This window comes from Methanobacterium sp., from assembly GCA_016222945.1.
GTDB lineage: Archaea > Methanobacteriota > Methanobacteria > Methanobacteriales > Methanobacteriaceae > Methanobacterium_D.
Window position 1 is genome coordinate 429,593 of the sequence record JACRPY010000002.1, and the last position, 23,724, is coordinate 453,316.

The window sequence follows — 23,724 nt, forward strand, 5'->3', positions numbered from 1 at the left end:
ACCTCTTATATTTTATATGGGAAATACTTATCAACAGTTTTTCCCACGTCTTCTAACCATAATGCTCGTTCTTGGGGAGTGCTTGTAACCACAATTCTGTATATTTTCCTGTAAAACTTGTTAACACCGCAAAGATCGAAGATACAGTTTTTCCAGATTGTTTCTAAGGGGTCTTTAAATAAATCTGTTTCTCTTTCTTTTGAAGTGTTGGAAGTGTTAAAAACAATAGCTGTTTCGGCTTTTAAAAGACCGTTAGGAATGCCTTCTCCTGAATCTCCTTCTAAAAATTCATAAGCCACTCCAGGACGTATTACACGGTCTATCCATCCCTTTAAAATTGCAGGGGGCTGCCCCCACCAGTTGGGATGAATCACGATTATTCCTTCAGCGTTTGAAATTTCCTGACAGTGTTTTTCAATTAATGGAGTTAATTCTGCATTTTTAGGGATTTCTTTGCTTAAAAGGATTGGATCAAAATTTTCAGCGAATAAATCATGAAATATAACTTCATGTCCATTTTTTCCTAATTGGGCCACGACAGTTTCTGCAATGGCATGATTAAAGCTTCCTTTATCTGGATGGCCTAAAATTACGAGTATGTCCATTTAATCAGCTCTTTTAATGTTAATATCCTGATTTTTTCCCAGTAATATGTTCTATTTTAATTTGGATTAGGGCTGTTTTATTCAACGTAGAATCAGAATATTCAAATGTTTTTTGGGTATTTTCACTATATTTTTGCATTATAATGTTTAATATTTCCTTTTTTTTATTATTATCATTAATAAATCTTGCTTTTCCAAATCCAATGACACTATAATATTTCATTCCCCAATTACAGGTTTTATCTGATTTTACTAACTCATGTTTAATATCTACTTCGAAACATACGTTGTTGTTTTCTTTTATAATGTCTATTTTACGCCCTTCACAAGCTGAATGAATGTAAATGTAATTATCTTTAAAACCGAAGTTCATTGGAACAATATAAGGTTTATTATCATTACAAAGGGCAATTCTACATACTTGAGCGTCATTTAATATTCTTTCAATTGTAGATTTGTCTTTAATTTCTTTATCATTTCTCCTCATTATTTTGCACCGTAAATAATTTAAATTGTACTTTTATTTAAAACTAATGAAGTTGAGGCATATATTCTACTAAAATAAGATTCTAAAATGGTATTTTAAATAAAAATGATTTTTTAAACAAATCTTTTTAGATCCGTGTTTCATACTTTAATTCTTTAAATTTAATCTTAAATTTAGTTCCATGGGTTTTTTCAATTTCAATCTCCCCATCAAGTTGATCAATTAAATTATTTACCAGTTGCAGACCAAGTGAATCTGTGTTTTTAAAGTCAATGTCTTTGGGGATTCCTATTCCATCATCGCTGATGATTAGTTCATATTTTTGGCCGTGAGTTTTAAAGGATACTTTGATTTCTCCCTGTTTTTTGTTGGTGAATGCGTATTTTAGGCTGTTGGAGACGAGTTCATTGATGATTAGGCCAAAGGGAATTGCTGTTTCAAGATTTAGTTTAATGTCATCAATTTCTGTAATGGCGTTGATATTGTTTTCTATAGCGCCGTAAAAGTAGGACAAATCTGAAACTAAACTTTGAATATAATCTTTAATATTAATATGGGTTAATTTCTTTGATTTGTACAGTTTTTCATGGATCATGGCCATGGATTTAACTCGATTTTGGCTTTCTTGTAGTATATTTAAAGATTCTTCGCCTTCAACATAATTTTTTTGAAGATTCAAAAGACTGGAGATGATTTGCATATTGTTTTTCACTCGATGATGGATCTCTTTAAGGAGTAACTCCTTCTCTTTTAAGGAATTTTCCATCTCCCTCTCCATTTTTTTATTTTCACTGATGTCAGTTAATATGATTCTAAATTCTTTATAATCTCCTTTTTCATTAAAAACAACAACAGTATCTAAGGAGACAAAAAGAGGAATTTCATTTGCGGTTATCAACTCGATTTGGCATTGTTTTTTAAGGTGGGTTTTTTTGATTTCTTGAATGTGATCATGAAATGTTTTTTGATAAGAAGGTGCTATAAAACGGATAAAAGCTTCATCAATCAGGTATTTTCGGGGTTTTCCCAGAATTTTAGCTCCAGCAAGGTTTATTCTCTTTATAATCCCTTTTTTATCAAGAATCAAATAGCCTACAGGGGCGAAATCATATAGTTCATAATAATCCTTTCTTGAAGCTTCTAACTCAATCTGAGTTTTTATAAGGTCTTCATTCTGCATCTCAAGCTCAATCTGGTGAACTTCTAATTCGTGGATAAGTTCATCAATTTCAAGCACTAGATTAGTTGAAGGTCCCTTTTTTTCGGTTAATGATTCTTCTGCTTTCATGCGGAGGTCTTCAAACTTTCCCCCGTACTTGTTTTCCCTCATAAAAACACTACCTCAACAAATGAGAAAATTTAAATTAAATAATTTATTATTTTTTCAAAAGTGTTTCTTATCCTGGCCGGTTACATTTTCCATTGCCAGTAAAATCATATCAGTGCCTTTACCTTCCTGATAAATTTGGCGGGCATTTAAAACAATTTTTCTACGCCCTATATTTGGAAAATCATGTTCCACCACATAATCATGCAATTTTTTTTTCTTTGGGAGTATATCCTCTAACAGACTCCGCAGTGCAGGTATATCCCATTGTTTACCCCCTAAATCGTAAAAAATTTTATTGGTGGTTTCTTCAGGAGTAACAGCAAATGTTTTATAGAATGAGCTGTTGGCGGAAACCACTCTCATCTCATTATCCAACACCAATAATGATTCACGCACCGTTTGAATCACACTATTTGCCAGTTTCAGTGCATCCTTGGCATCGTTTAACTGCCTTTTACTCTGGCTAATATTGTTAAAGGTAATTACTGTTCCGTCAATGAGATTTTTAGATGTTTTATAAGGCATTATTCTGGTTTTAAACCATTCTCCATCTTTTGTTTGCAATTCTATTTCTTTAGAGGTTACTCTATCTGTAACCTGTTTGATGTCATCAATCAATCTATCATATTTTAAATTGGAGACAATATCTGAGATAGGGCGTCCTACATCAGATTCAATCATGTTTATTAATTTAGTGGCTTCTTTGGTGAAGCGCCGGATATTTAGATCATTATCCAGAAATATAGTGGCGATTTCAGTACTGTTAAAGAGATTGTTCATATCATCCTGGGTCCGGGACAACTCATCAATTTTCAGCTGCAACTCGTTATTAACCGTGACCATCTCCTCGTTAATGGACTGCAATTCCTCTTTAGAGGTTTCTAATTCTTCATTACTACTTTGAGCTTCCTCATTCATGGATTGAAGTTCTTCATTAGCTGATCTAAGCTCTTCATTTGAACTTCTCATCTCTTCAATTGTAACGTTCAAACGTTCCTTAGTTAACTTCAACTCACCCTCCAATTCCCTGATTCTTTCATCACCCTTGCTAGTCATATCCAATACTATTTTATCTTCTAGAATATCTTCCTGCAGTTGAACATCCTCAAAAGAAACAATTAACAATCCTTTAGTAGATTCATGTTTCAAAGGTTTTACCTCGAGGTTAACGATAACATGGCTTCCATTGTTTTTCACCCGCAAACCTTCCAGTATTACTTCACTTTTTTTGGAAACTGCTTTTTGGATGGCTGAATTCAATTCAAACTTCAAACCTTCCCGTGCCATATCCATAATATTTAGCATGGCCTTTCCAGGGGCAGGCTCCAGATAATTCCCTAAACGACCATGTATATATAAAATTTCACCTAAATCTGTTATTATTGCAGAAGGAGGGACATAGATATCTAAAAGCTCCTTTTCAACTAAGCTGGAAATATTTAATGCTACATTGCTATTTTTTGTAGGTTTAAGGGCCATTTCAGTGTCTAAATGTGTTACAGGGATAGTTCGAGTTATAGGATGGACATTTACATATCTGCGCACAAATTCTGTGGATTTAACACATTTAAATACTTTCCACTTTTTGTCTAACAGGGTAAAAGCATCAATAAATTCCCCTACACTTTCTGAAGGACCTAAAAATAGAATTCCATCATTATTAATGGCATAATTGAAATTAGAAAGTGCTTTTTGCTGTGCCTCGCTGTTAAGGTAGATCAAAAGGTTTCGGCAGGATAGAATATCCAGTTTGGTGAAGGGAGGGTCTTTAATAACATCGTGGGGAGCAAAGACTGCCATTTCCCGGATATCATTTCTAATAACAAAAAGATTGTCCTTTTTTATAAAATATTTTTGCAAACGTTTAGAGCTAATATCTGATGCTATTGTGGTAGAATAGGTTCCTGAACGGGCTAATGTTATGGCATCCATATCAATATCCGTACCGAAAATTTGCACATCCAGATTTTTCCCGGATTCTTCTATTAACTCCTGAATAGTAATAGCTATAGAATAAACTTCCTCACCACTTGAACAGCCGGGAACCCATACTCTAATATTATCTACATCTGATTTTAGTTCAATTAATTTCCTTATATTATTTTTAAGAGCATCAAATGCTGCATCATCCCTGAAAAAATTGGTAACATTAATTAAAAGTTCTTTAAACAAAATATCAATTTCATATGGACTTTCATGTAAATAACGGAGGTAAAGAGGCATGTTTTCTATTTGATGGACATTCATCCGTCTATTAATTCGCCTGTAAATTGTATTTTCTTTGTAGTAAGAAAAATCATGTCCTGTTCTATTTCTAATGAGCATAAAGATTTTTTGCAACGTTTTTTTAGTTTCTTCTTTAGGGGTATAAATTTTTGCAATGTTTTTTTGGGCAGATTTAGTGTAGGAAATCAGTTTTTCAGGCATTTCCTCTGGGGGCAAAATAAAATCCACCAGACCAGTTTCTATGGCACTAACAGGCATGCTATCTGAATCAGCGGTTTGGGGATCTTGAACCATAACCATCCCTGAAACAGCTTTTATGGATTTTAAACCCATTGTACCATCACTTCCATATCCAGAAAAGATTATGGCAATGGAATTTTCCTTTTGATCCTCAGCTAAATTATTAAAAAAGAAATTAATAGGCAATCGAAGCCCGTGTGGTTCTGAGGGTTCTATTAACTGGAGAGTTCCATTCATCATTCCCATATCTCGGTTGGGAGGGATGATATACAGATGTTCAGGCTCTACTTTCATTCCATCTGTGGCCTGAAGCACTTTTAGAGGAGTGTACCTTCCCATAAGGTCCACCAGAGTACTTTCATGGGCGGGGTCTAGATGCTGTACCAGGATAAAAGCCATACCTGTATTTGGAGGCATTGCAGTGAAAAACTTTTTAAGAGCATCAAAACCTCCAGCCGATGCTCCGATAGCAACTACTGGAAATTTGTTTAATGATTCCTCCTTTTTTTCACCATTTAATTTGCCTTTATTTTTTTTGCTCATGAAACCTCCTTAAAATGACAATAAAAAGTTATCAAGATACAAAAGTTTCCTGATATGTATATTTGGATTTATTAATTAATATAAATGTCGAGAAAAAGAATTAATATATTAATTTATTTTTTATTTCCATATTTTCCAAGTTTTAACTTTCATGTTAATTTTTTACACACAAATTATACTAACGAACGTTAGTTTTATATACTACTTTCATCAACTTAACTATACGAACGAATGTTAGTTAATAAGGTGAATATTATGATATCACAAAAAACAAGCAAAACAACCAAAGAAAAAATATTCGACATATCCATCGACCTTTTCTCACAAAAGGGATTTGACGCAGTTTCTATCCGTGAGATAGCCAGAGGAGTAGGAATAAGGGAAAGCTCCATTTATAACCACTACAAAAACAAAGAAGCAATCCTCGATACTATAATTGATTATTTTAAATCAGAACTTAACCAGAGCGGCCTGCCAGAAGAAGATGCAGAAGCATTAATAGAACAGGGCCCAAAAGTGTTCTTTGAAGTAGGGGCAAAGATGTATATAGAAAAGATTAACACGCCTCAGATGGAAAAAATATGGCGTTTAATTTCTATTGAAACATATCACAATGAAAAAATACGAGATTTTTTCAAAAAAGAGCTATTAGAAGAGCCCATAACTATTTGGGAAAATACTTTCCAGATTATGATTGAAAAAAAGATGATCAAATCATTTAACCCCCGAACACTGGCCTATGAATACTTCTCATTTATCATATACCTATTCTTTGAATATTTTGTCCTGAGATATGATGATGACTTTGATTCATTCATGGATTTAGCCCTGGAAAAGATAGCAAACCATACTGAATTCCTTCTAGAAGCTATTAAGGTTAAAGAGGAGTGAGAATATGAAAACTTTTAAAATCGAAGCTTACGAAAAACTTTGTTTTTCGTACTCCAAAATTCGAAGAATTTTGAGAGATTTTAATGCCCCGGAAACAAAGCATGCGAATCTTCGATTCGCTGCCACGAAGCGAGGCTTCGTACGGCATTCGAAACTAAAAGTTTCGATGCGCCGAAATAAGAAATTTCGAAAGTTTTCGAGGGTTTTGACCATTATCGGAAGCCCTCGAAAGAAGGGCAACAGTTACCAGGCAGCTAAAAAACTGGAAGAAGAAATGAAAAATAAGGGAGATTATGAATTTGAATACCTGTTCCTTAAAGATGCTCATCTAGAAAGTTGTAAAGGTTGTTTTAACTGCGTGTCCAAAGGAGACGAGATTTGTCCTCTAAAAGATGATAGAAAAATGATCGAAGAGAAGATGGGAGAGGCTGATGGGTTAATACTGGTTTCTCCAGTATATGTCATGACTGTGACTGCCCTCATGAAAAACTTCATTGACCGTTTGGCCTACCGTTGCCACCGTCCCGCTTATCACGGGAAGAAAGCCCTGGTTTTATCCACCACAGGAGGCATAGGGGTTAAGGAAACCCTTAAATACATGGAATTAGTGGTAGAATCATGGGGATATGATGTGGTAGCCAAATGTGGTCAGATAACGCCTCCATGGCCTCAAAAAGAGGGTATGAAAAAGAAAAATAGGGATAAACTCTTAAAATCAGCAGCGGAATTTTATAAATCTCTGAAATCTGTTTCTCTTATAAAACAGGGAAAATCAGCGGTAAAATTTAGAGATTACATGAGTTTCCGGATTTTTCAAACTGTATCTGGGAATGTGGAAGAGTATATGCCTGCTGATTACAAGTATTATAAAAACAAGGAATACTACAAGCCAGCCAAGATAGGTATCCCAACAAAAATACTAACGGAAATAATGTTAAAAGTGATATTTTTCATGATGCGAGACATGGGTCCAGGTAATGATAAAAAGTAGAAGTTATATGAATAATGTTTTATCTTATGCTTAAAAAAAATATAATAAAGATTTGATCTTATGATTAAAAGAAACCATCCTCAATTTAAAGTTCTTTTATTTGGTTATAATGGGGCCAATAATACAGGTTCTGAAGCAAGATTACTGTCAATAATAGATGATGTAAGGACAATTTTAGGGGATAATGCCATTATAACTATTCCTACATTAAATGAGGCGAATTTAAGGCGTTATCTTGAAGAAGATGAGTTTTTAAAAATCGCACCAATAGCTTCCATATTCTTTTTAGATATAAGAAGGCTGGTTAAAGAACACGATGTTCTTGTTTTAGTTGAAGGAAGCTGTTACATGGATACATGGACTTCAGCATTGCTATGGGCATTTCTATGGGCTACAAGATGCGCGAAAAATTTTAAAAAGCCGAGTATTGCCTATGCAGTTGATGCAGGTCATTTATCATCTTTAAACAGGCGTTTAGTTAAAGGAGAAGCCAGTAAAACTGATTTAATTTTAACAAGAACCGAATTAGCGGCAGAAGAACTTAAAGAAATTGGAGTTAAAGCTCCCATTGAAGTAACTGCTGACTGTGCATTTACATTTAAAACTGAAAAAGAAGACGCTGATATTTTAAATGAAAGATGGCATGAGTCAGATTCAGGAGTAGTGGGGTTAGCAGCAATTGACTTCTATTTATGGCCAGTGGTAATGCGCCCATGGGGCAAAAAGGAGAATCTCTATAAATGGCCGTATTATTACTCACGTTCCAAAGAAAGGGTTCAAGGAAGCGAGCAACTGGCCCTCAAATGGGCTCAAGAAGCTGACAGAATAATTAAAAAGCACCATAAACGGATTGCATTAATTTGCATGGAAGAACTGGACGAACCTATGGCCAGATGCATTCAAAGCAAAATGAAAAATCCGGAAATGGCTAAAGTATTCTCTTCAAGGGAGTATAATGCATCTCAAATGACAAGCATCCTTAGAAGCCTTGATTTACTTGTAACTTCCCGTTATCATGCGGGAATCCTATCCCTTGAGGGTCAAATTCCTCAAATAGCTGTAGGACACGATACGCGTCTTAGGGGATTTTATGGGGAATTGGGATTGGAAAATTACCTATTAGATTACATGTCACCTGAAATCTGGCATAAATTAGAAGAAAAGACTGATAAACTGCTTAAAAGCCCTGAAATTCAGCAAGAAATACTTAAAAAAGGGTTTATGGAACATCTTAATCGTGCCAACAAAAACCCAGACATACTTAAAAATTTTCTAAAATATGAGGTTGGAAAGTGAGAAAATGAAAAAATCCGTACTTTTAACTGGCGCCAATGGTTTTTTAGGCACACAGATTACCTCTCGCCTCATTAAACATCATGACCATGATATAATTGCCATTATAAGAAGTAAAGATAAAGAAGATGCTATTAATGGGCTTTACAGGGCATGGTGGGAATTTCCAGAACTTTTAGAAGAAATAGGTAACAGAATTCATGTGTTATATGGGGATATTTCCGAAAATGAACTTGGAATAGAAAAAAAGGAATATGAAAAGCTTGTTTTGACAGTTACTCACGTAATCCACACCGCAGCAGATTGGAGGCTTAAAACTTCCCTGGAAGAACTTCAAAAAACCAATGTCCAGGGAACTCAAAACGTGCTGAAACTGGCTCAATTAGCTCATAAAGACCATGGTTTAAAACGATTCTCCCATTTATCAACAGCTTACGTTGCTGGTGGGAAAATGGGAATTGTATCAGAAAATTCTCTAACATCAGAATATGGATTTTTAAGTAATTATGAAAAAACCAAGTTTGAAAGCGAGATTGAGGTAAAAAAAGCCGAATTTGACACTTCTATCTTCCGTCCAAGCATGATTGTAGGTGATTCATCCACAGGATACATTAAAACATTTAATACCGTCTACGTCCCCTTAAAACTTTATTTAAATGGCCAATTAAAGCTAATCCCTGTTTCTAAGTCAATGAAAATAAATTTAGTGCCTGTAGATTATGTTGCAGATGCAGTTGTAAAACTTACATTTGATTCAAGAGCAGTAAATAAGACTTTCCACTTGACAGCCCCCAAAGAATCTCTCCCCACTATAAAAGAACTTATTAACTTTGTTAAAAAGTGGAGTCTTGAAAATCACGATGTTAAACTTAATGATCCTATTTATATTTCATTAAATACTTCCTTTATTCAAAAAATTGCATCTATGAGTCATTTATTTGGAAAAGGAACAGCTAAATTACTTGAAACCATGAATACTCTCTCTCCTTATTTCAATGAAAATCGAGACTATCAACGGGATAATACAGACGAGTTATTAGGTCCATATAAACATAAATGGCAGGATTTAATGCCTAAAATCATTGAATTTGCTGTTTACTATGGATTTTTACATAGATCTGATAGAACGGTTCATGAACAGGCTTTATTCAGGCTTCAAAAGAGCAGCAGACCAGTCAACTATTGTGAAATAGTTAGAGGTGAAATTAAAAAGTCCAGTGCAACTGATATTTACCAAAATATAATTTTTGCCGCAAAATCTCTTCAAAGTATGGGAATTGAAAAAGGCAATAGAGTAGCCCTGGTGGGATTTAACAGCACGCGATATCTTACACTAGACATGGCTATTGGGCTGGCAGGCGCTGTAAGTGTTCCTATTTATTATACAAGCCCCTTAAACGAAATTAAGGAAATATTAAAAGATAGTGGTACAAGCGTACTTTTTGTAGGCACTCCTCAACTTCTAAACGATTTAAAAAAAGCTAATATTCAAATTCCTATTGTTTCATTTTGTGAAGGAAGCATTGAGAATAATTTTAATATTATGTCCTGGAAAAAGTTTCTTAATAATGGTAAAAATGAAAATGAAATTGTAAATACTCATTTAAACTTCAATGACACAGCTACTATTCGTTATACTTCAGGAACAACGGGGAAACCAAGAGGAGTTATGTTCACCCACGGAAACCTCCGCTTGATGGCTGAGTTCATTGCATCAATGCCTCCCTGGAAGGATAGAATCACTGAAATATCTTATCTTTCATTCCTTCCCATGAACCACGTAGTGGAAGGTATTATGGGGATTTATTCACCATATTATGCGCCTGCACCTTTAAAACTATACTTTCTGGAAGATTTTCAAGATCTAGGAGAGATTCTCCCTAAAGTACGGCCAAAAATATTCTTTTCTGTGCCACGTTTCTATGAAAAAGTATGGTATAATGTATTGGATTCTAAAATAGGCAGGATTTATATTAATTCTGACGGAATCTTAAAGAATCTTTTAGGAAAACTGATTAAAAGAGAAATTCTTAAAAAGACCGGCCTGGATAGGTGCGCTCAACTAATTGTTGGTTCTGCACCAATAAGCGATGATTTACTCCAATCTTACCATGAAATGGGTATTGAAGTTCATAATGCCTATGGATTAACTGAAGCGCCACTGGTTACCATTAATCGGGTAGGTAAAAATAGAATAGGAACAGTAGGCCAACCTCTTCCATCTACAGGCATTAAGATAGATGCAGACGGCGAAATACTGGTAAAAGGACCACAGGTAACATCAGGTTATTTTAAAAATGATTCAAATTCTCTTTTTAAAGATGACTGGCTTTGCACTGGCGATTTTGGCCATATAACATTAGAAGGTAGTCTTGTAATCACTGGCCGTAAAAAGGAAGTTATAGTTAACTCCTATGGAAAGACAATAAGTCCACTTAAAATTGAAGGAATGCTAAAAAATATTCCGGGAATTGAAGAAGCTATGGTAATCGGTGAGGGGAAACCTTACTGCAGCGCCTTTTTATGGACAGAGAAAGCAAATTTAAATTTTCAAAATATTTATAATTTAATTAAAGAAATAAATAATAAGCTTTCCCGCCCAGAAGAGATTAAAAGATGGGCTATTTTATATAATGATCTTTCAATAGGCGTTGATTTAACTGCAAATCTAAAACTTAAAAGAAAAGAGATTATGGGACGTTATGGGGATGTTGTTGAATTTATTTATGGTTCAACATCTAAACCAGATAATATTCTCTATTTGGGCCGTATGGGGGTGCAATCATGAGTTTCAGATTAAAAATTGCATCTTTATGGCTTCCAGAATATATTTTAAAGAAAGAACTGGATAAAGTTGCTAGAGTTACTATAGAAGGGTTTAACGATGTTTTAAAGCAACATGCGCCTGAAAGAATAGGGGAAATTGCGACAAAAGATAAAAATTTAGAGGGCCCTATTGAAGAAAGAAGAGCTGCAATGGCAATGGCTCATAATAATCGTGTTAAGCTACTAATTGATGTATTAGGATATGAAAACGCTATTAAAATTGGACGGGAAGCTATGTTTAAAGTTGGCTGTAAACTTGGTCAGGAAGCTCGTCAGAGACTTGGAGTGGGAAATAGTTTTAAGGATCTGGAACTTGCAGCAAAAATACTATATAAAATACTGGGAATAGACTTTAAAATAGAAAATAGTGATGGAAAGTTATTTATGAAAGTAAATAGGTGTTATTTATCTAAATATTATTCATCAGAGTCGTGTATGGTTTTAAGCGCCGCAGACGAAGGTGTAGTCCATGGTCTTAATGAAAATATGAGTATGATATTTAAAGAGAGGATAACTGCTGGAGCGCAGGAATGTATAGCTTGTATATATGGAAATAATGGGGTTAAATCATGAGAACAATAGTTGTAGGGACTGGAGCTGGGGGAGCAACAGCTGCACGTGAATTAGCGGCTAAAGGTTTTGAAGTAATAATATTGGAATCAGGAAAAGAATTTAAACCATTCACAAGGCTTTTATCATGGGCTGAACCACTTCGAAGAACCGGTCTTTTGGGAAATGAAAAAAATATCACCAGGCTATTTCCCCCCATGGACACCACCCGTTCAGCAAATGATCTGGTACTCGTAAGAGGCATAACAACTGGTGGCTCTACTGTACTCTCCTGCGGCAATATTGTGCGTGCTGATCACGGATTAAAGGAAATAGGATTAGATCTTACACCAGAATTTGAAGAAATTGAAAGAAATATTGGCATAACCGAATTTCCAAGGGAAAGATGGCAGCCTGTAACTCAAAATATGTTTGAAGCAGCAGAAAAGCTTGGCCTGGAACCAAAAGCCACTCCAAAAGCAGTAAATTCTGTTAAATGCGTATCATGCGGATTATGCGAACTGGGATGTACTACGGGGGCAAGATGGGATTCTCGAAGGTTCTTAGATGATGCAATCAATGCTGGGGCCGCGTTACATACGTCATCACCAGTTGAAAAGGTTATAATAGAAAATGGTCAATCAAAAGGAGTTATTGTTAGATCAGAAAATAAATTAAACCCTATTAAAGCAGATGTTGTGGTTTTAGCTGCAGGAGGAATAGGCACCGCCCAAATATTAAAAGCTTCCAGATTACCTGCTAAAGATAATTTATGGGTCGATATTGTCCTTACACTTGGGGGCGTTCTTAAAGGAGCTAATCAACTTAAAGAACTACCTATGGCATGGTATACAAAACATGAAGATTATATTTTATCTCCTTATCTTGATATTTTATCTCACTGGTTCCATAAACCATGGCGAAATGTTTCTATAGATGATCGGGTTGGTTTAATGGTGAAACTCGCAGATATAGAAGAAGGGGCGGTTTATGTAGATGGAAAAGTGCAAAAAGACATAAAAAAAGAAGATCATCTGCGACTGGATGAAGCGATTTCTGTGGCCAGGAATGTATTGGAATCTGCAGGTGTTTCAGGCCCTTATATTAACGGTGTGCACAATGGAGGGCATCTTGGGGGTACTGTTCCACTAACCAAAGCTGATGTGTCATCCATGAAGCCATCATGGTTACCTGAAGGGTTATGGGTTGCTGATCTATCATTAGCCCCTCGTTCACAGGGTTTACCTACCATATTGCTTACTGCAGCACTTGCATTAAAAGTTGCACGTAAGATAATAGAAAATGAAATGATTTAATAACTATTAAGGCACATTTTAGATTAGATGTGTATATTTTTATAAATCCAAAGAGGTTTAAAATGTCAGTAAATCCAAATGAAGCTAATCTTGAAGCTGTGACCATGACCATAGCTTACCTTGAAAAGAAGGGTAAATGCGATGAAAATTTACTAAAAGAGCTTAAAAATGAGAGAGACAGGCTTTTAAAGGAGTTAAATGTGCATAGTCCCTAATTTATATTTTTGATATTTCATTTTATTTTTTAATTTATTCACAGAAATCTGACATTTCTTTAATATCATAAAATATGTTACAGAAGAATTTACATGAGGATTTAAGTTCTTCTTCACCTTTAGAGGTTAATGAATAATATTTATTTTCATCAACATCAATTAGGCCTTTATTTCTTAATTCTTTAAGTGCAGGATAAATTGTACCAGGACTTGGTTTAGTTCCTCGCCGTTTTTCCAGTTCCCTACCTATTTCGGCGCCATTCATGCTTTTTTTGCCTAAAATCCATAGTATTAGGTAGGTTAAATATCCTTTCATCTCACAGCATTCCATACAAATACATATTGTAAAACGGGTTAAATAATTTTATGATAACTTTGCTAAAACATGAAAATTATAAGATGTGTATTGGGAGGTTATTTATATGAAGAAAAGTATTGGTGCTAAAACATTAGGATTTCCGGCACCTGTATCTATTGTAGGATCTTATGATGGTGAGGGTAAGCCTAATGTTATGAATGCAGCTGCAGGAGGCATGTGTTGTTTGGATCCTCCTTGTGTTTACGTGGCCCTTCGTGAAGCTACATACACCTATCATAATATCATTAAAAGAAAGGCATATACCATATCTCCCTACTGAAAAATATGTGATGGAAGCAGATTATTTGGGGTTAGCCTCGGGGAAAAATGTTAATAAATTCGAAATTTCCAAATTAACTCCTTTAAGGGCAGAAACAGTGGATGCTCCGTATGTAAAAAAATTTCCTGTAGTTATGGAATGCAGGTTAAAAGAAACAGTCAATTTAGGTTCTCATACTATGTTTATAGGTGAAGTTATGGATTTAAATGCTGATGAAGATGTACTCACATCCATTAATTTGAAATCTGGCCATAAATTAACTAAAATTGATATGGGAAAGGTTTTACCATTTATTTTTGATATTTCTCTTCGAAGTTATTATAAATTAGGTGAAAAAATTGGCGAGGGGGTTTTCTGATGGTTTAAAATTTTTTGAATTATCGCATAACCGATAACTATAAATGGCAGTATCGCATAACCGATAGTGTTCAACTTTAGGAGGTCGAACATTATGGAAAACAAGGAATGTAAAATAGTATGCAATGACAAAACAGTGGCAACAATCAGTTGCAACAAAGATGGAATGAAAATAGTTCCTACCAAAGAAGGAAAAGAAATGTGCAAAGATGTTAAAGGATGCTGTGACTAAGCATCTTTTATTTTATTTTATTTATGTATTAAAGGTGAAAATATGAAAAAATCTATTGGTGCAAAAACAATTGTATATCCAACTCCCGTTTTTATAATTGGGACTTATGATAAATATGGAAAGCCAAATGCTATGAATGCAGCTTGGGGAGGAATATCATGTTCTGCTCCTCCATGTGTTTCAATTTCTCTAAGGGAAGCTACTTATACTCATGGAAATATCATGAATAAAGAGGTTTTTACAGTAAATATTCCATCTGAAAAGTACATTAAAGAAGCAGACTATTTTGGAATGGCATCTGGAAGAAATGAAGATAAATTCAAAAAAACAGGATTAACACCTGTTAAAAGCGAACTTGTAGATGCACCATATATTGAAGAATTTCCACTAATTTTAGAATGTAAATTAGTTCATACAGCCGAATTTGGATTACATACTCATTTTACAGGCGAAATATTGGATGTAAAAGTTGATGAGAATTTTTTGGATAATGGAAATCCAGATATAGAACTTATTAAGCCATTTTTGTACGATCCGTCCTTTAGAGCCTATTTTGGTATTGGAAAACGTCTTGCAAATGCTTTTTCGGTAGGAATAGATTTAATTAGATGATTTAGTTGATGTTTTAAAAGGGATATAAAAGCTTTAAATTAAATTTATTCATTTAATAATTATTATTTTAAAATAATATGGTTTTATATAGTGGTAAATCTAAATTAGAAGCACTGAATAATATTTAGGTAGTGATAAATTGAACAAAGTTTTAGAAAATATTAAAAGTAGGCGGAGCATTAGGAAATATCTTCCAGAGCAAATTAAGGATGAAGAACTTGAAATAATTCTTGAATCTGCTATATATGCTCCAACAGGCCATAATGACCAGCCGTGGCATTTTACAGTTATACAAAATAAAGAATTCATTGATAAGATAAACGTGGAATCTAAAAAAGTCATGGCAGAAATACCAGTTGAATGGATATCTAAAATGGGAAAAGCAGAACATTTACATATTTTGTATAATGCACCAACAGTTGTAGTTGTTTCAGGAAAAGAAGATGCCACTACACCCTTTGCAGATTGCTGTGCAGCCATCCAAAACATGCTTCTTGCAGCAGAATCTATTGATATTGGCTCATGCTGGATAGGACTTGCCAGATTCTTCTTTGAAAATCCAGAAAATGTTGAAAATTTAGGCATACCAGAAGGTTACAAACCTTATTATGCTGTTACTTTAGGATACAAAGCTGTTGAAATTTCTAATTTCGACGCATCGAAATCAGAGATTTCGAATGGTTCAACTAATAACAGGGCACCTGAAAGAAATAAAAATGTAGTTAATTACATCAAATAAAATTAAAAAGTTGAAAAGAAGCTTAAAGCACAAGAAAATTTAATTTAGAGTCAGTCAATAAGTCAAATCTCATGATAAAGATGATCCCTTCTTTTTGCCCATTCAATAATAGGTATCAGTATTTCAAGTAGTTCTTTTCCAGTATCTGTCAGTGAATATTCGACCCTTGGAGGAATCTCAGAAAAGGATTCTCTTTGGATCAATTCTTCTTCCTGAAGATTTTTTAATAGGTTAGAAAGACTTTTAGGGCTGATTCCTTTCACATTTTCCATAATTCCATTAAATCTTATTTTTTCATGATTTCCAATGGATTCAATGACTAAAATGGCCCATTTTTTCGAAATAGTGTTTAAAGCACATAGTTTGCATTCACAGACATAATTACTTTCTTTTTGCATAGTTACTATATTACTATAAACTTTATAGTATTAATGTTATCTAATTTATACTGAATATAAAAATTTATTAAAAGATTTTATTAGGAGTGATTTAATTGGATAATTCAATTTTTTTTAGTATGTTTTTACTTTTTCCTTTAGCAATAACTCTACATAATATTGAAGAGGCATTATGGTTACCTCAATGGTCAAAATTTGCTGGAAAACTTCGAAAATCAGTATCAAAAACTGAATTTCATTTTGCTGTTTTAATAGTTACATTGCTAGCTTATTTATCTACAGGTTTATTCATTATGTTTCCGCAGGAGTATGTATTAAAACTTTTTTATTTTGGATTTAACGGAGCAATGATTTTCAATGCATTTTTTGCCCATTTAGGTGGGACAATCCTTTTAAAAAGGTATTGCCCAGGATTGATAACAGGACTTTTCCTTATGGTTCCTTTCAGCAGCTTAATCCTATTTTTTTCCATAAGCAATAATATTATAAGCTGGATGGAAATAATCATAGCTACAGTTGTTCTAAGTGCTTTATTAATGGCCTTAGTTCCGCATTTAGAAAAATTAGGGAAAAATATTTTGGCGGATTATGCAGATTAACTTTAAATTAAAAAAGAAAAAAGTGTAATAATGTTTAAAAGAGTCATAATCAGCTTTATTTTTTTTATTTTTAAATAAAAGAAGCTTAGGATGATTCACCTTTTATTTTGTCCAGTTTGGCCTTAGTTTTTCTCCAAGTACGTAAAAATGAATCTTCATCCTTTGTAGGAGTTATTTCAAGCCCTAATTTTCGGTGTTCATCAATCCATTCAGTGGAAAATATGGGAACATCTATTTTTATTGGCTCTTCAGTTGGATTAACTACAATTATGTTTCTGTAAGGGAAATCAACTTCAACAATATATCCGCCGACACTAATAATGTGCTGAGGTCTTACTACAAATTTCATATTTATCTAGTCCTCTGTGAATTAATTTTTGTTTTTATCAAGTAAAGGGAGATTTATTAATCGGAATCCTGCTATTTCACTATTAGATTACAATTTCCGCAGCAAATCAGAGATTTGCATGCTTTGATTTTTGAGGGATTTTTTGATCAACCTTTTTTTTAAAAAGGTTGAATTACATATTTATCTAGTCCTCTGTGAATTAATTTTTGTTTTTATCAAGTTAAGGGGATTATAAAACTGAGGCAACAATTGCCAATACTCCTAAGATTGATGTAGCTGCTACTACTGGGTAAAATTGCCTGAATGTGAATATTGGGGAGAATGCACTCATTACAGCCATTGCTATTGGGAATATTATTGCTACAGCTATGGTTACCAGTATGTTCCAGCTAAATATGTTTGGAGGTATTCCTAGGAACATGGTTGTAAACAGGCTTGCAAGCACAAATATCAAGAATCCTCTGGTAATATAAACATATGCTCTGTATTTAGACATATATTCAAGTAGAGGGCCTTCAATAACATCTGCTTTGGTTTTCATTATGGCGAATGGATATTCATTTAACATTATCATGAAACCAATGAAATAAACAATTGCACCTATTGCTCCAGCAACAGTAAAGAGCACTGGGCCGTGTATCTGCTGAAAAGCGAATATATCTGTTAAAAATATACTTTTAGCCATCACAACAGGTACAAATAATGCAATATATAATGGGAATGATCCAAAAGCTATAAGACGGAATGCACGAAGTGTACTTAGCTCTTCAATGAATGATCGTGTTTCATTAACGTGTTTAGCACCTTTTACAAGGTCGGGGAAGGGCATGCCAACTGACATAACTGATTTTGAAAGTGAACCCATAAACATGTACATAATTTCTTCAACCTTAAGCAGCCCTATTACTGCTATAATACTTGCTAAAGCTGCAAATGAATACATTTGTGGCATTATAACTAATAATATGAACACTATTATGATCAAACTGATTAATGGGAGTGCATTGTACAGTCGGGGCATTGGAGAGTTAGGAGTTAACACTTGCTTAAAGAAGAATTTGATAGGGGCCATAAATCCCGGGCTTGAAACTGGTGGGCCGACTCTCTGCTGAATTCTGGCATGAATAAATTTTCTTTCAATACCTGGAAGCCAGATACTTACTGCAAATGCTAAAATCAGTGTTCCAATCACTGCTAATATTGAATTTATAATCATTGTTGTATCCATTCCCATTTCTCCTAAATATTTGAATATTTAATAAATTTCAATGAATTACGGATTTTTAAATTTTTTCCCCTAAATTTTTGTTATATTCCTGAAAGGTTCATCTAATATTTTAACGGCACGGTCAGTGCATGTAAAGCAAGGGTCGCATTGAACTATTGCTAATTGTGCATCGGTTATATGAGTTCCGATACATGCAAACTCCATAGTATTTATGTTGGTTATAGAGGGTGTCCTTACTATTGAATTTCTTACCCTTCCATCCTCTAAACTGTAGGAGTGGTAGAGTTTACCTCGTGGTACTTCTATGTAACTTCTTATAATGCCCGTATCCTGCATTTCCCAGCTTCTGTTGGTTATTTTTCCATCAGGTAGGTCTTTAATTGCCTGTCTGATAATTTTTACAGCCTCTGGAATTTCAAGAACACGCATGAGAAGATTTGCCTTAACATCACCAGTATCTTGTGTGATTACATCAAATTCAAATGGTTCATATTCCTTCATGTCACGTCTTAAATCCACTTCAATACCAGTTGCTCTAAGTGAAGGTCCAGTTGTAGCTAATCTTCTTGCATCTTCCTTAGTAATTGCGGCAATTCCAGATATACGGGACATGACCATTGGATCTCTTACGAATCTATCTGCAAATTCTCCAATTTTCTCTTCAATGTAATTCATACCTTCGCTGATCTTTTGAATTTTCATTTCATTTAGATCACAGCGCGGTCGTATACCTCCAATGACTGAAACACCGTACTGCACACGGTTACCTCCAATCATCCTTAGAAGTTCCATTACAGTCTCTCTTATATAAAATAGCCTCATTGCAAATGTCTCATGACCTAAAACTTCGCTTCCGTGGGCTAAATAAAGGAAGTGGCTGTGTAATCTTTCCAGCTCTTCCATTATAATTCTAATATACTCTGCTCGTGGAGGAACATCAATTTCAAGCCCTTTTTCAGCAGTTAGGCATGAATTCCAGAGGTGGCTGTTGGAACAGATACCACATATTTTTTCGGTGAGGCTGTTGGCCTTTTCAACAGGTAATCCTTCCATTATTCTTTCAATTCCTCTGTGATTGACACCTACAGTTAATTCAGCGTCCCTTACTATTTCATCTTCAACAAATAACCTTACTCTGTATGGTTCTATTGCAGCAGAGTGCACTGTTCCCAGAGGAACTTCTGTTTCGATTACTTTGCTTGTGACTTTGTTATTGTTATCCATGATGACACCCCTTGCCAGAGAATAATTCTGACATTTTATTTTTCATTAATTTATTAGATTGATCCTCATTTTTTTTAATCTGCATTTAATAATAATGGTAATGCTGAAACTAATCCTGAAATCACGTCTTCAGGCCTTACAGCACAGCCTGGAATTTTTGCGGCCACAGGTATAATTTCATCAACAGGTCCTGCAATCTCTTCAGATGGAATATCTCCATGAATGTTCTTGTAAACTCCACCCATTGTTGCACATGCTCCTGCTGCAACAACTGCTTTGGGTTCAGGGATTGCTTCATAAATAGCTTTTAAAGGTGCTTCATTGTGCTTTGTAACAGGCCCGGTTACAACCAGTACATCAGCTTCCCTTGGATTCCATGTTAAAAATACTTTGTATTGTTCTGCATCGTATTTTGGTGAAAATATGCAGTTTACTATTTCTATGTCGCAGCCGTTACATCCTCCAGTATATACAAGCATCACATGTACGGCTCTTGCTCTTGAATATGATTTTAAACTCAAATCAATCCCTCTTTCTTAGATTAGTTTAATTTATGGTATTATTAATTATTTTGAATTTTTTTTATCTTCTCTTTTTCTTAATATTGCTGTGTCAGAGAGAAATTTGGATATATAGGCTAATTTATCGTCAGATATTTTAACTGGTTTTTCAAGCATCTTTTTTATATCTGGATTCACATCTCCAACATCATTTGGATGTATGGTGCCTGCTTCTCCAAATAATGCATATAATGGGCAGAAATCATGACAGTAATAACAATGCACGCATTTTAAGCTGTCTAAAACTGGTTTTTGTTCTTTAATAAGTCCTTCCATCAGTTCAACAGGGTTTTCTAACTTAACCATTTCAATTGCGCTTGTTGGGCACACATTTTTACATCCAGCACAACCTATGCATGGTTCTTCTGCAACTTTATCTGTGGGGACTATATGTCCTTCAAGGATTTTACTTCTAAGGTTCATGTCTGTAACACGGTCTGAAGCGAATATAATTCTTTTTATGTTGCTGTAGGTTCCTTCTAGTACTATTCGGACTACATTTTTCATTGTGATACCTCAAATTCTCTTTCAAATAATATTGCTTTTGCAGGACACACATTGTTACATGCACCGCAGTATATACACTTTGAATCATCTACAATAAGTTTTTCATGTTCATCTTCACTGATAGCTTCTTCAGGACATGTTTTGGTACATAGTCTGCAGTTCATGCATAATTTGTTTTCTATAAATACAAAACCGTCTTTTATTGATTTTTTATACATGGTGGTTGCAGGGATCGCATCTTTTGGACAGTGTACAGCGCATTTCTCGCATAATATACATTTTTCCAAGTCCACATCAATACTTCCTCTTTTAAGAGTTATTGCATCTTTGGGACATAATTCTGCACATATTCCACAAGAAATACAGTCTTCAGTGACTTTCCCATCCCAGCTGGCTGTTTTAAAGCTTCTGGCTTCGTTTAAATCACATGCTTTTACACATTTGCCACATGAAACACAGTATCCTTTTATTTTACGTTCTTCTTCGTCTGATTTTCTTAATATTCTTACTGGACATACATCCAGACATTTCATAGATGTACATTCATCGCAAAGTGATGGATCATAACGTATTTTACCATTCACCATTTTTAAAGCCCCTAATTCGCAGGCTTCAGTACATAAACCACAATTTAAGCATGAAACGATCTTTCCTTTGATTTTTTCATTTTCTTCAGGTTTTCTTATTTTTACCTCAAAGTCGTCGATATAGATGGCTTTATTAGGGCATTCTTTAATGCATTTAAGGCATAAAGTACATTTTTCAGTGTCAATAGTTGTATCAGATATGGCCTCTGCAGGACATACCTCTTCACATACTCTACATTCTGTGCATTTCCCTTCAAGGTTTATATCGACATTTATGGCTTCTGTTGGGCAATAATATTCACATCTTTTACATAGGGTGCATTTTTCAGTGTCTGTAAGTACATTAACCCTTTGGGCAATTGCATCTTCTTTTTTAACCCTTATCTCTGGAGGATTTGTTAAATTTAAAGATTCAAGGAATTTAAGCTGCCTGTCTTCTATTACATCATAAGCATCTACCCTTGCATCTACTGGACAGGAGTCCACACAAATTCCGCATCTGGAACATATTCCTTTTACCAGGTCATTTTCGATTTTTATGCTGTTTACAGGACATGTTAATTCACAAACTCCACAAGCGTTACATTTAGCCCTATCAACCACATATCCTCCATATTTATTTTTAAATATGGCCCTATTGGGGCATGCTTCTGCACAGGCACCGCATGTAATACAGCTAAATGCAATGCCGTCTATAAGTCTTATTGCGCTTGTTGGACATTCTTTGATACATTCTCCGATGCCTTCGCATTTTTTGGTTGATAAAAACATGATCTTTGCCCTCAAGTATTGTTATTTAAATATATGTTATTTATGCTCCTTTTTAGATTTTATTATCTTCCTAATGTTAATTTACCCAATATTAGACCAATAATTCCTGCTACAAATCCGGATGCTAATGGGCCATCCTCATAATAAGGGAAAGGCCCTATATAATATGCTACGATTACTGCTGCAATTAGAACTATGGCATAAACTTCTTTATCAAACTTCAATTTGCTTTTGGGATTTGGTTTAATTCTAGTTCCTAATATGAACCCTAGTAAGAATCCCAGTACTAATGGACCAATATAGAAAATCATTGTTCATTCTCCCCAAGAATTTTGTCACTCTCTAAGAACGCTATTACAACGGCGCTTAAACCAACAAGCACTTTAATACCTACTGCATAGTTAAGATAAGGTATTATACCTGCATTTATTGGATCGGGGTAATTGAATATTGTTTGAATGGCTGCAGGAACTATACCGTAAAGATCCACACCTAAATTGTACATATAAAACCCTGAAAAGATAAGGCCTGCAAGCCCCAGGAATATGTATCCTAAAGCCCCAATACTTTCCATTGTGGCTAAAAAATTGTGAGAAAGTTTAAAAGGACTTTTTTCAAGTCCGTATACAATTATACAGAATATTAATCCTCCAGCTATCATTGCTCCACCCTGGAAACCTCCTCCAGGGGTTATGTGTCCTCCAAGGATTGTGTTTATTCCTAAACAGATTATTATCAGTGAAATGGGGAATACGAATAATTTTAGGATTGTGCTCATTCTTCATCTCCTCCAAGGTCAACCATTCCTCTTCCAAACACAAGAAGAGTTACAATAACGGCTGTTACAAGTATTAAAGCTTCTCCAAGGGTATCATAGCCTCTCCAATCAAATACTACATTTGTAACCATGTTTGGAGCAATATGTGGACCTACCCAATTGTAAAGAATACTTATCCCTGGAGTTAATGTTTGCTTAAATCCGTAAATTGCTTGAAACAATGTAACTCCAAATAATGCCAGGGAAACGCTGGCTATAAGGTTTCTAATTCCTTCAGACATTTAAACTCCCCCAGTAGAATAATGTTGTGATAATTCCAAGGGCTAAAATCACATAGAATATCATGCTGTTAAGAGAATCGTTTTGCTCTTTTTTTAATTTAGGCATTATGGGCATGGCGAAAATTGCTATTGCTGCTATTAGAAGCACTGCCACAATCATTAAAGTTTTACTAAAATATCTTAACATTATTGCCGCAACTAAAAGGGATGATAAAAGCGTTATTTCTGCTGCTAATGTTGATGAAGCTGTAATGCTAGTTACAGGTCCACTTTTTGCATCATATCCCTGAACTTCTTTTATTTTATTTATTATAGTGTCATAAAGGCTCATAGAATCACTCTATTTTGTTTT

27 protein-coding genes and 1 pseudogene are annotated in these 23,724 nt (G+C 34.6%); 12 read left to right on the forward strand and 16 right to left on the reverse strand.

Annotated features, from left to right (window positions below; genetic code table 11):
• Positions 1-5 precede the first annotated feature (5 nt).
• From HZC47_02310 to HZC47_02325, 4 genes are all read right to left on the reverse strand, one after another.
• Positions 6-605 carry an NAD(P)H-dependent oxidoreductase gene (locus tag HZC47_02310; GenBank protein MBI5679714.1) on the reverse strand — a complete coding sequence of 200 codons (600 nt, stop codon included), beginning with the start codon at positions 603-605 and terminating at the stop codon, positions 6-8.
• Positions 606-624: 19 nt separating this feature from the next.
• Positions 625-1,092 (reverse strand): pyridoxamine 5'-phosphate oxidase family protein, encoded by a 468-nt coding sequence (locus tag HZC47_02315; protein MBI5679715.1) that lies wholly within the window; start codon positions 1,090-1,092, stop codon positions 625-627.
• A 127-nt stretch (positions 1,093-1,219) separates the two neighbouring features.
• On the reverse strand, positions 1,220-2,422 hold the full coding sequence (locus tag HZC47_02320) for a PAS domain-containing protein (protein MBI5679716.1): 1,203 nt from the start codon (positions 2,420-2,422) through the stop codon (positions 1,220-1,222).
• A gap of 54 nt (positions 2,423-2,476) precedes the next feature.
• Positions 2,477-5,431 carry a PAS domain-containing protein gene (locus tag HZC47_02325; GenBank protein MBI5679717.1) on the reverse strand — a complete coding sequence of 985 codons (2,955 nt, stop codon included), beginning with the start codon at positions 5,429-5,431 and terminating at the stop codon, positions 2,477-2,479.
• Between the two features lie 255 nt (positions 5,432-5,686).
• Between HZC47_02325 and HZC47_02330 the strand changes: the two genes are divergently transcribed.
• The 7 genes from HZC47_02330 (at position 5,687) to HZC47_02360 (ending at position 13,512) form a co-directional block, all read left to right on the forward strand.
• The gene (locus HZC47_02330) at positions 5,687-6,322 is read left to right on the forward strand and encodes a TetR/AcrR family transcriptional regulator (GenBank protein ID MBI5679718.1); all 636 of its coding nucleotides are present in this window, start codon (positions 5,687-5,689) and stop codon (positions 6,320-6,322) included.
• A 166-nt stretch (positions 6,323-6,488) separates the two neighbouring features.
• Positions 6,489-7,313, forward strand: a complete 825-nt coding sequence (locus tag HZC47_02335) for an NAD(P)H-dependent oxidoreductase (protein ID MBI5679719.1) — start codon at positions 6,489-6,491, stop codon at positions 7,311-7,313.
• 60 nt (positions 7,314-7,373) lie between these two features.
• The gene (locus HZC47_02340; GenBank protein ID MBI5679720.1) at positions 7,374-8,609 is read left to right on the forward strand and encodes a polysaccharide pyruvyl transferase family protein; all 1,236 of its coding nucleotides are present in this window, start codon (positions 7,374-7,376) and stop codon (positions 8,607-8,609) included.
• 4 nt (positions 8,610-8,613) lie between these two features.
• Positions 8,614-11,394, forward strand: coding sequence for an AMP-binding protein (locus HZC47_02345; protein MBI5679721.1), 2,781 nt, complete (start codon positions 8,614-8,616; stop codon positions 11,392-11,394).
• Complete coding sequence (locus HZC47_02350; protein MBI5679722.1) at positions 11,391-12,005, forward strand: L-2-amino-thiazoline-4-carboxylic acid hydrolase; 615 nt, start codon at positions 11,391-11,393, stop codon at positions 12,003-12,005. Before HZC47_02345 ends, HZC47_02350 begins: the two co-directional genes overlap by 4 nt.
• On the forward strand, positions 12,002-13,297 hold the full coding sequence (locus HZC47_02355; GenBank protein MBI5679723.1) for a GMC family oxidoreductase: 1,296 nt from the start codon (positions 12,002-12,004) through the stop codon (positions 13,295-13,297). Before HZC47_02350 ends, HZC47_02355 begins: the two co-directional genes overlap by 4 nt.
• A 62-nt stretch (positions 13,298-13,359) precedes the next feature.
• Positions 13,360-13,512, forward strand: coding sequence for a hypothetical protein (locus HZC47_02360; GenBank protein MBI5679724.1), 153 nt, complete (start codon positions 13,360-13,362; stop codon positions 13,510-13,512).
• 34 nt (positions 13,513-13,546) lie between these two features.
• Here HZC47_02360 and HZC47_02365 read toward each other — a convergent pair whose 3' ends face one another.
• On the reverse strand, positions 13,547-13,828 hold the full coding sequence (locus HZC47_02365) for a PadR family transcriptional regulator (protein MBI5679725.1): 282 nt from the start codon (positions 13,826-13,828) through the stop codon (positions 13,547-13,549).
• A gap of 106 nt (positions 13,829-13,934) precedes the next feature.
• Here HZC47_02365 and HZC47_02370 point away from each other — a divergent pair.
• The 4 genes and pseudogenes from HZC47_02370 to HZC47_02385 all read left to right on the forward strand — a co-directional run bounded on the left by HZC47_02370 (position 13,935) and on the right by HZC47_02385 (position 16,090).
• Positions 13,935-14,508 (forward strand): annotated as a pseudogene (locus tag HZC47_02370) (flavin reductase family protein).
• A gap of 93 nt (positions 14,509-14,601) precedes the next feature.
• Positions 14,602-14,739 (forward strand): hypothetical protein, encoded by a 138-nt coding sequence (locus tag HZC47_02375; GenBank protein MBI5679726.1) that lies wholly within the window; start codon positions 14,602-14,604, stop codon positions 14,737-14,739.
• Between the two features lie 42 nt (positions 14,740-14,781).
• Entirely contained in the window at positions 14,782-15,351 is a 570-nt protein-coding gene (locus HZC47_02380; protein MBI5679727.1) for a flavin reductase family protein, read from the forward strand.
• 139 nt (positions 15,352-15,490) lie between these two features.
• Complete coding sequence (locus HZC47_02385) at positions 15,491-16,090, forward strand: nitroreductase family protein (GenBank protein ID MBI5679728.1); 600 nt, start codon at positions 15,491-15,493, stop codon at positions 16,088-16,090.
• Between the two features lie 62 nt (positions 16,091-16,152).
• Here HZC47_02385 and HZC47_02390 read toward each other — a convergent pair whose 3' ends face one another.
• The gene (locus HZC47_02390) at positions 16,153-16,488 is read right to left on the reverse strand and encodes a helix-turn-helix transcriptional regulator (GenBank protein ID MBI5679729.1); all 336 of its coding nucleotides are present in this window, start codon (positions 16,486-16,488) and stop codon (positions 16,153-16,155) included.
• Between the two features lie 119 nt (positions 16,489-16,607).
• Here HZC47_02390 and HZC47_02395 point away from each other — a divergent pair, with 119 nt between their 5' ends.
• Positions 16,608-17,087 carry an HXXEE domain-containing protein gene (locus tag HZC47_02395; protein MBI5679730.1) on the forward strand — a complete coding sequence of 160 codons (480 nt, stop codon included), beginning with the start codon at positions 16,608-16,610 and terminating at the stop codon, positions 17,085-17,087.
• 85 nt (positions 17,088-17,172) lie between these two features.
• Here HZC47_02395 and ehbP read toward each other — a convergent pair whose 3' ends face one another.
• The 10 genes from ehbP to HZC47_02445 all read right to left on the reverse strand — a co-directional run bounded on the left by ehbP (position 17,173) and on the right by HZC47_02445 (position 23,703).
• Positions 17,173-17,436 (reverse strand): energy-converting hydrogenase B subunit EhbP, encoded by a 264-nt coding sequence (gene ehbP, locus HZC47_02400; GenBank protein MBI5679731.1) that lies wholly within the window; start codon positions 17,434-17,436, stop codon positions 17,173-17,175.
• Between the two features lie 229 nt (positions 17,437-17,665).
• A complete protein-coding gene (locus tag HZC47_02405) occupies positions 17,666-18,664 on the reverse strand; it encodes an NADH-quinone oxidoreductase subunit H (GenBank protein ID MBI5679732.1) in 999 nt (332 codons plus the stop codon).
• A 69-nt stretch (positions 18,665-18,733) separates the two neighbouring features.
• Positions 18,734-19,888 carry a nickel-dependent hydrogenase large subunit gene (locus HZC47_02410; GenBank protein MBI5679733.1) on the reverse strand — a complete coding sequence of 385 codons (1,155 nt, stop codon included), beginning with the start codon at positions 19,886-19,888 and terminating at the stop codon, positions 18,734-18,736.
• 74 nt (positions 19,889-19,962) lie between these two features.
• Complete coding sequence (locus tag HZC47_02415; GenBank protein ID MBI5679734.1) at positions 19,963-20,409, reverse strand: NADH-quinone oxidoreductase subunit B family protein; 447 nt, start codon at positions 20,407-20,409, stop codon at positions 19,963-19,965.
• Between the two features lie 45 nt (positions 20,410-20,454).
• A complete protein-coding gene (locus HZC47_02420; GenBank protein MBI5679735.1) occupies positions 20,455-20,955 on the reverse strand; it encodes a 4Fe-4S dicluster domain-containing protein in 501 nt (166 codons plus the stop codon).
• Positions 20,952-22,313, reverse strand: coding sequence for a 4Fe-4S binding protein (locus tag HZC47_02425; GenBank protein MBI5679736.1), 1,362 nt, complete (start codon positions 22,311-22,313; stop codon positions 20,952-20,954). The genes HZC47_02420 and HZC47_02425 overlap by 4 nt, the downstream gene beginning before the upstream one ends.
• Positions 22,314-22,375: 62 nt before the next feature.
• On the reverse strand, positions 22,376-22,624 hold the full coding sequence (locus HZC47_02430) for an energy-converting hydrogenase B subunit J (protein ID MBI5679737.1): 249 nt from the start codon (positions 22,622-22,624) through the stop codon (positions 22,376-22,378).
• Positions 22,621-23,091, reverse strand: coding sequence for a cation:proton antiporter (locus HZC47_02435; protein ID MBI5679738.1), 471 nt, complete (start codon positions 23,089-23,091; stop codon positions 22,621-22,623). Before HZC47_02435 ends, HZC47_02430 begins: the two co-directional genes overlap by 4 nt.
• Positions 23,088-23,372, reverse strand: a complete 285-nt coding sequence (locus tag HZC47_02440) for an EhbH (protein ID MBI5679739.1) — start codon at positions 23,370-23,372, stop codon at positions 23,088-23,090. The genes HZC47_02435 and HZC47_02440 overlap by 4 nt, the downstream gene beginning before the upstream one ends.
• Positions 23,365-23,703 carry an energy-converting hydrogenase B subunit G, EhbG gene (locus HZC47_02445; protein MBI5679740.1) on the reverse strand — a complete coding sequence of 113 codons (339 nt, stop codon included), beginning with the start codon at positions 23,701-23,703 and terminating at the stop codon, positions 23,365-23,367. Before HZC47_02445 ends, HZC47_02440 begins: the two co-directional genes overlap by 8 nt.
• Between the last annotated feature and the right edge of the window lie 21 nt (positions 23,704-23,724).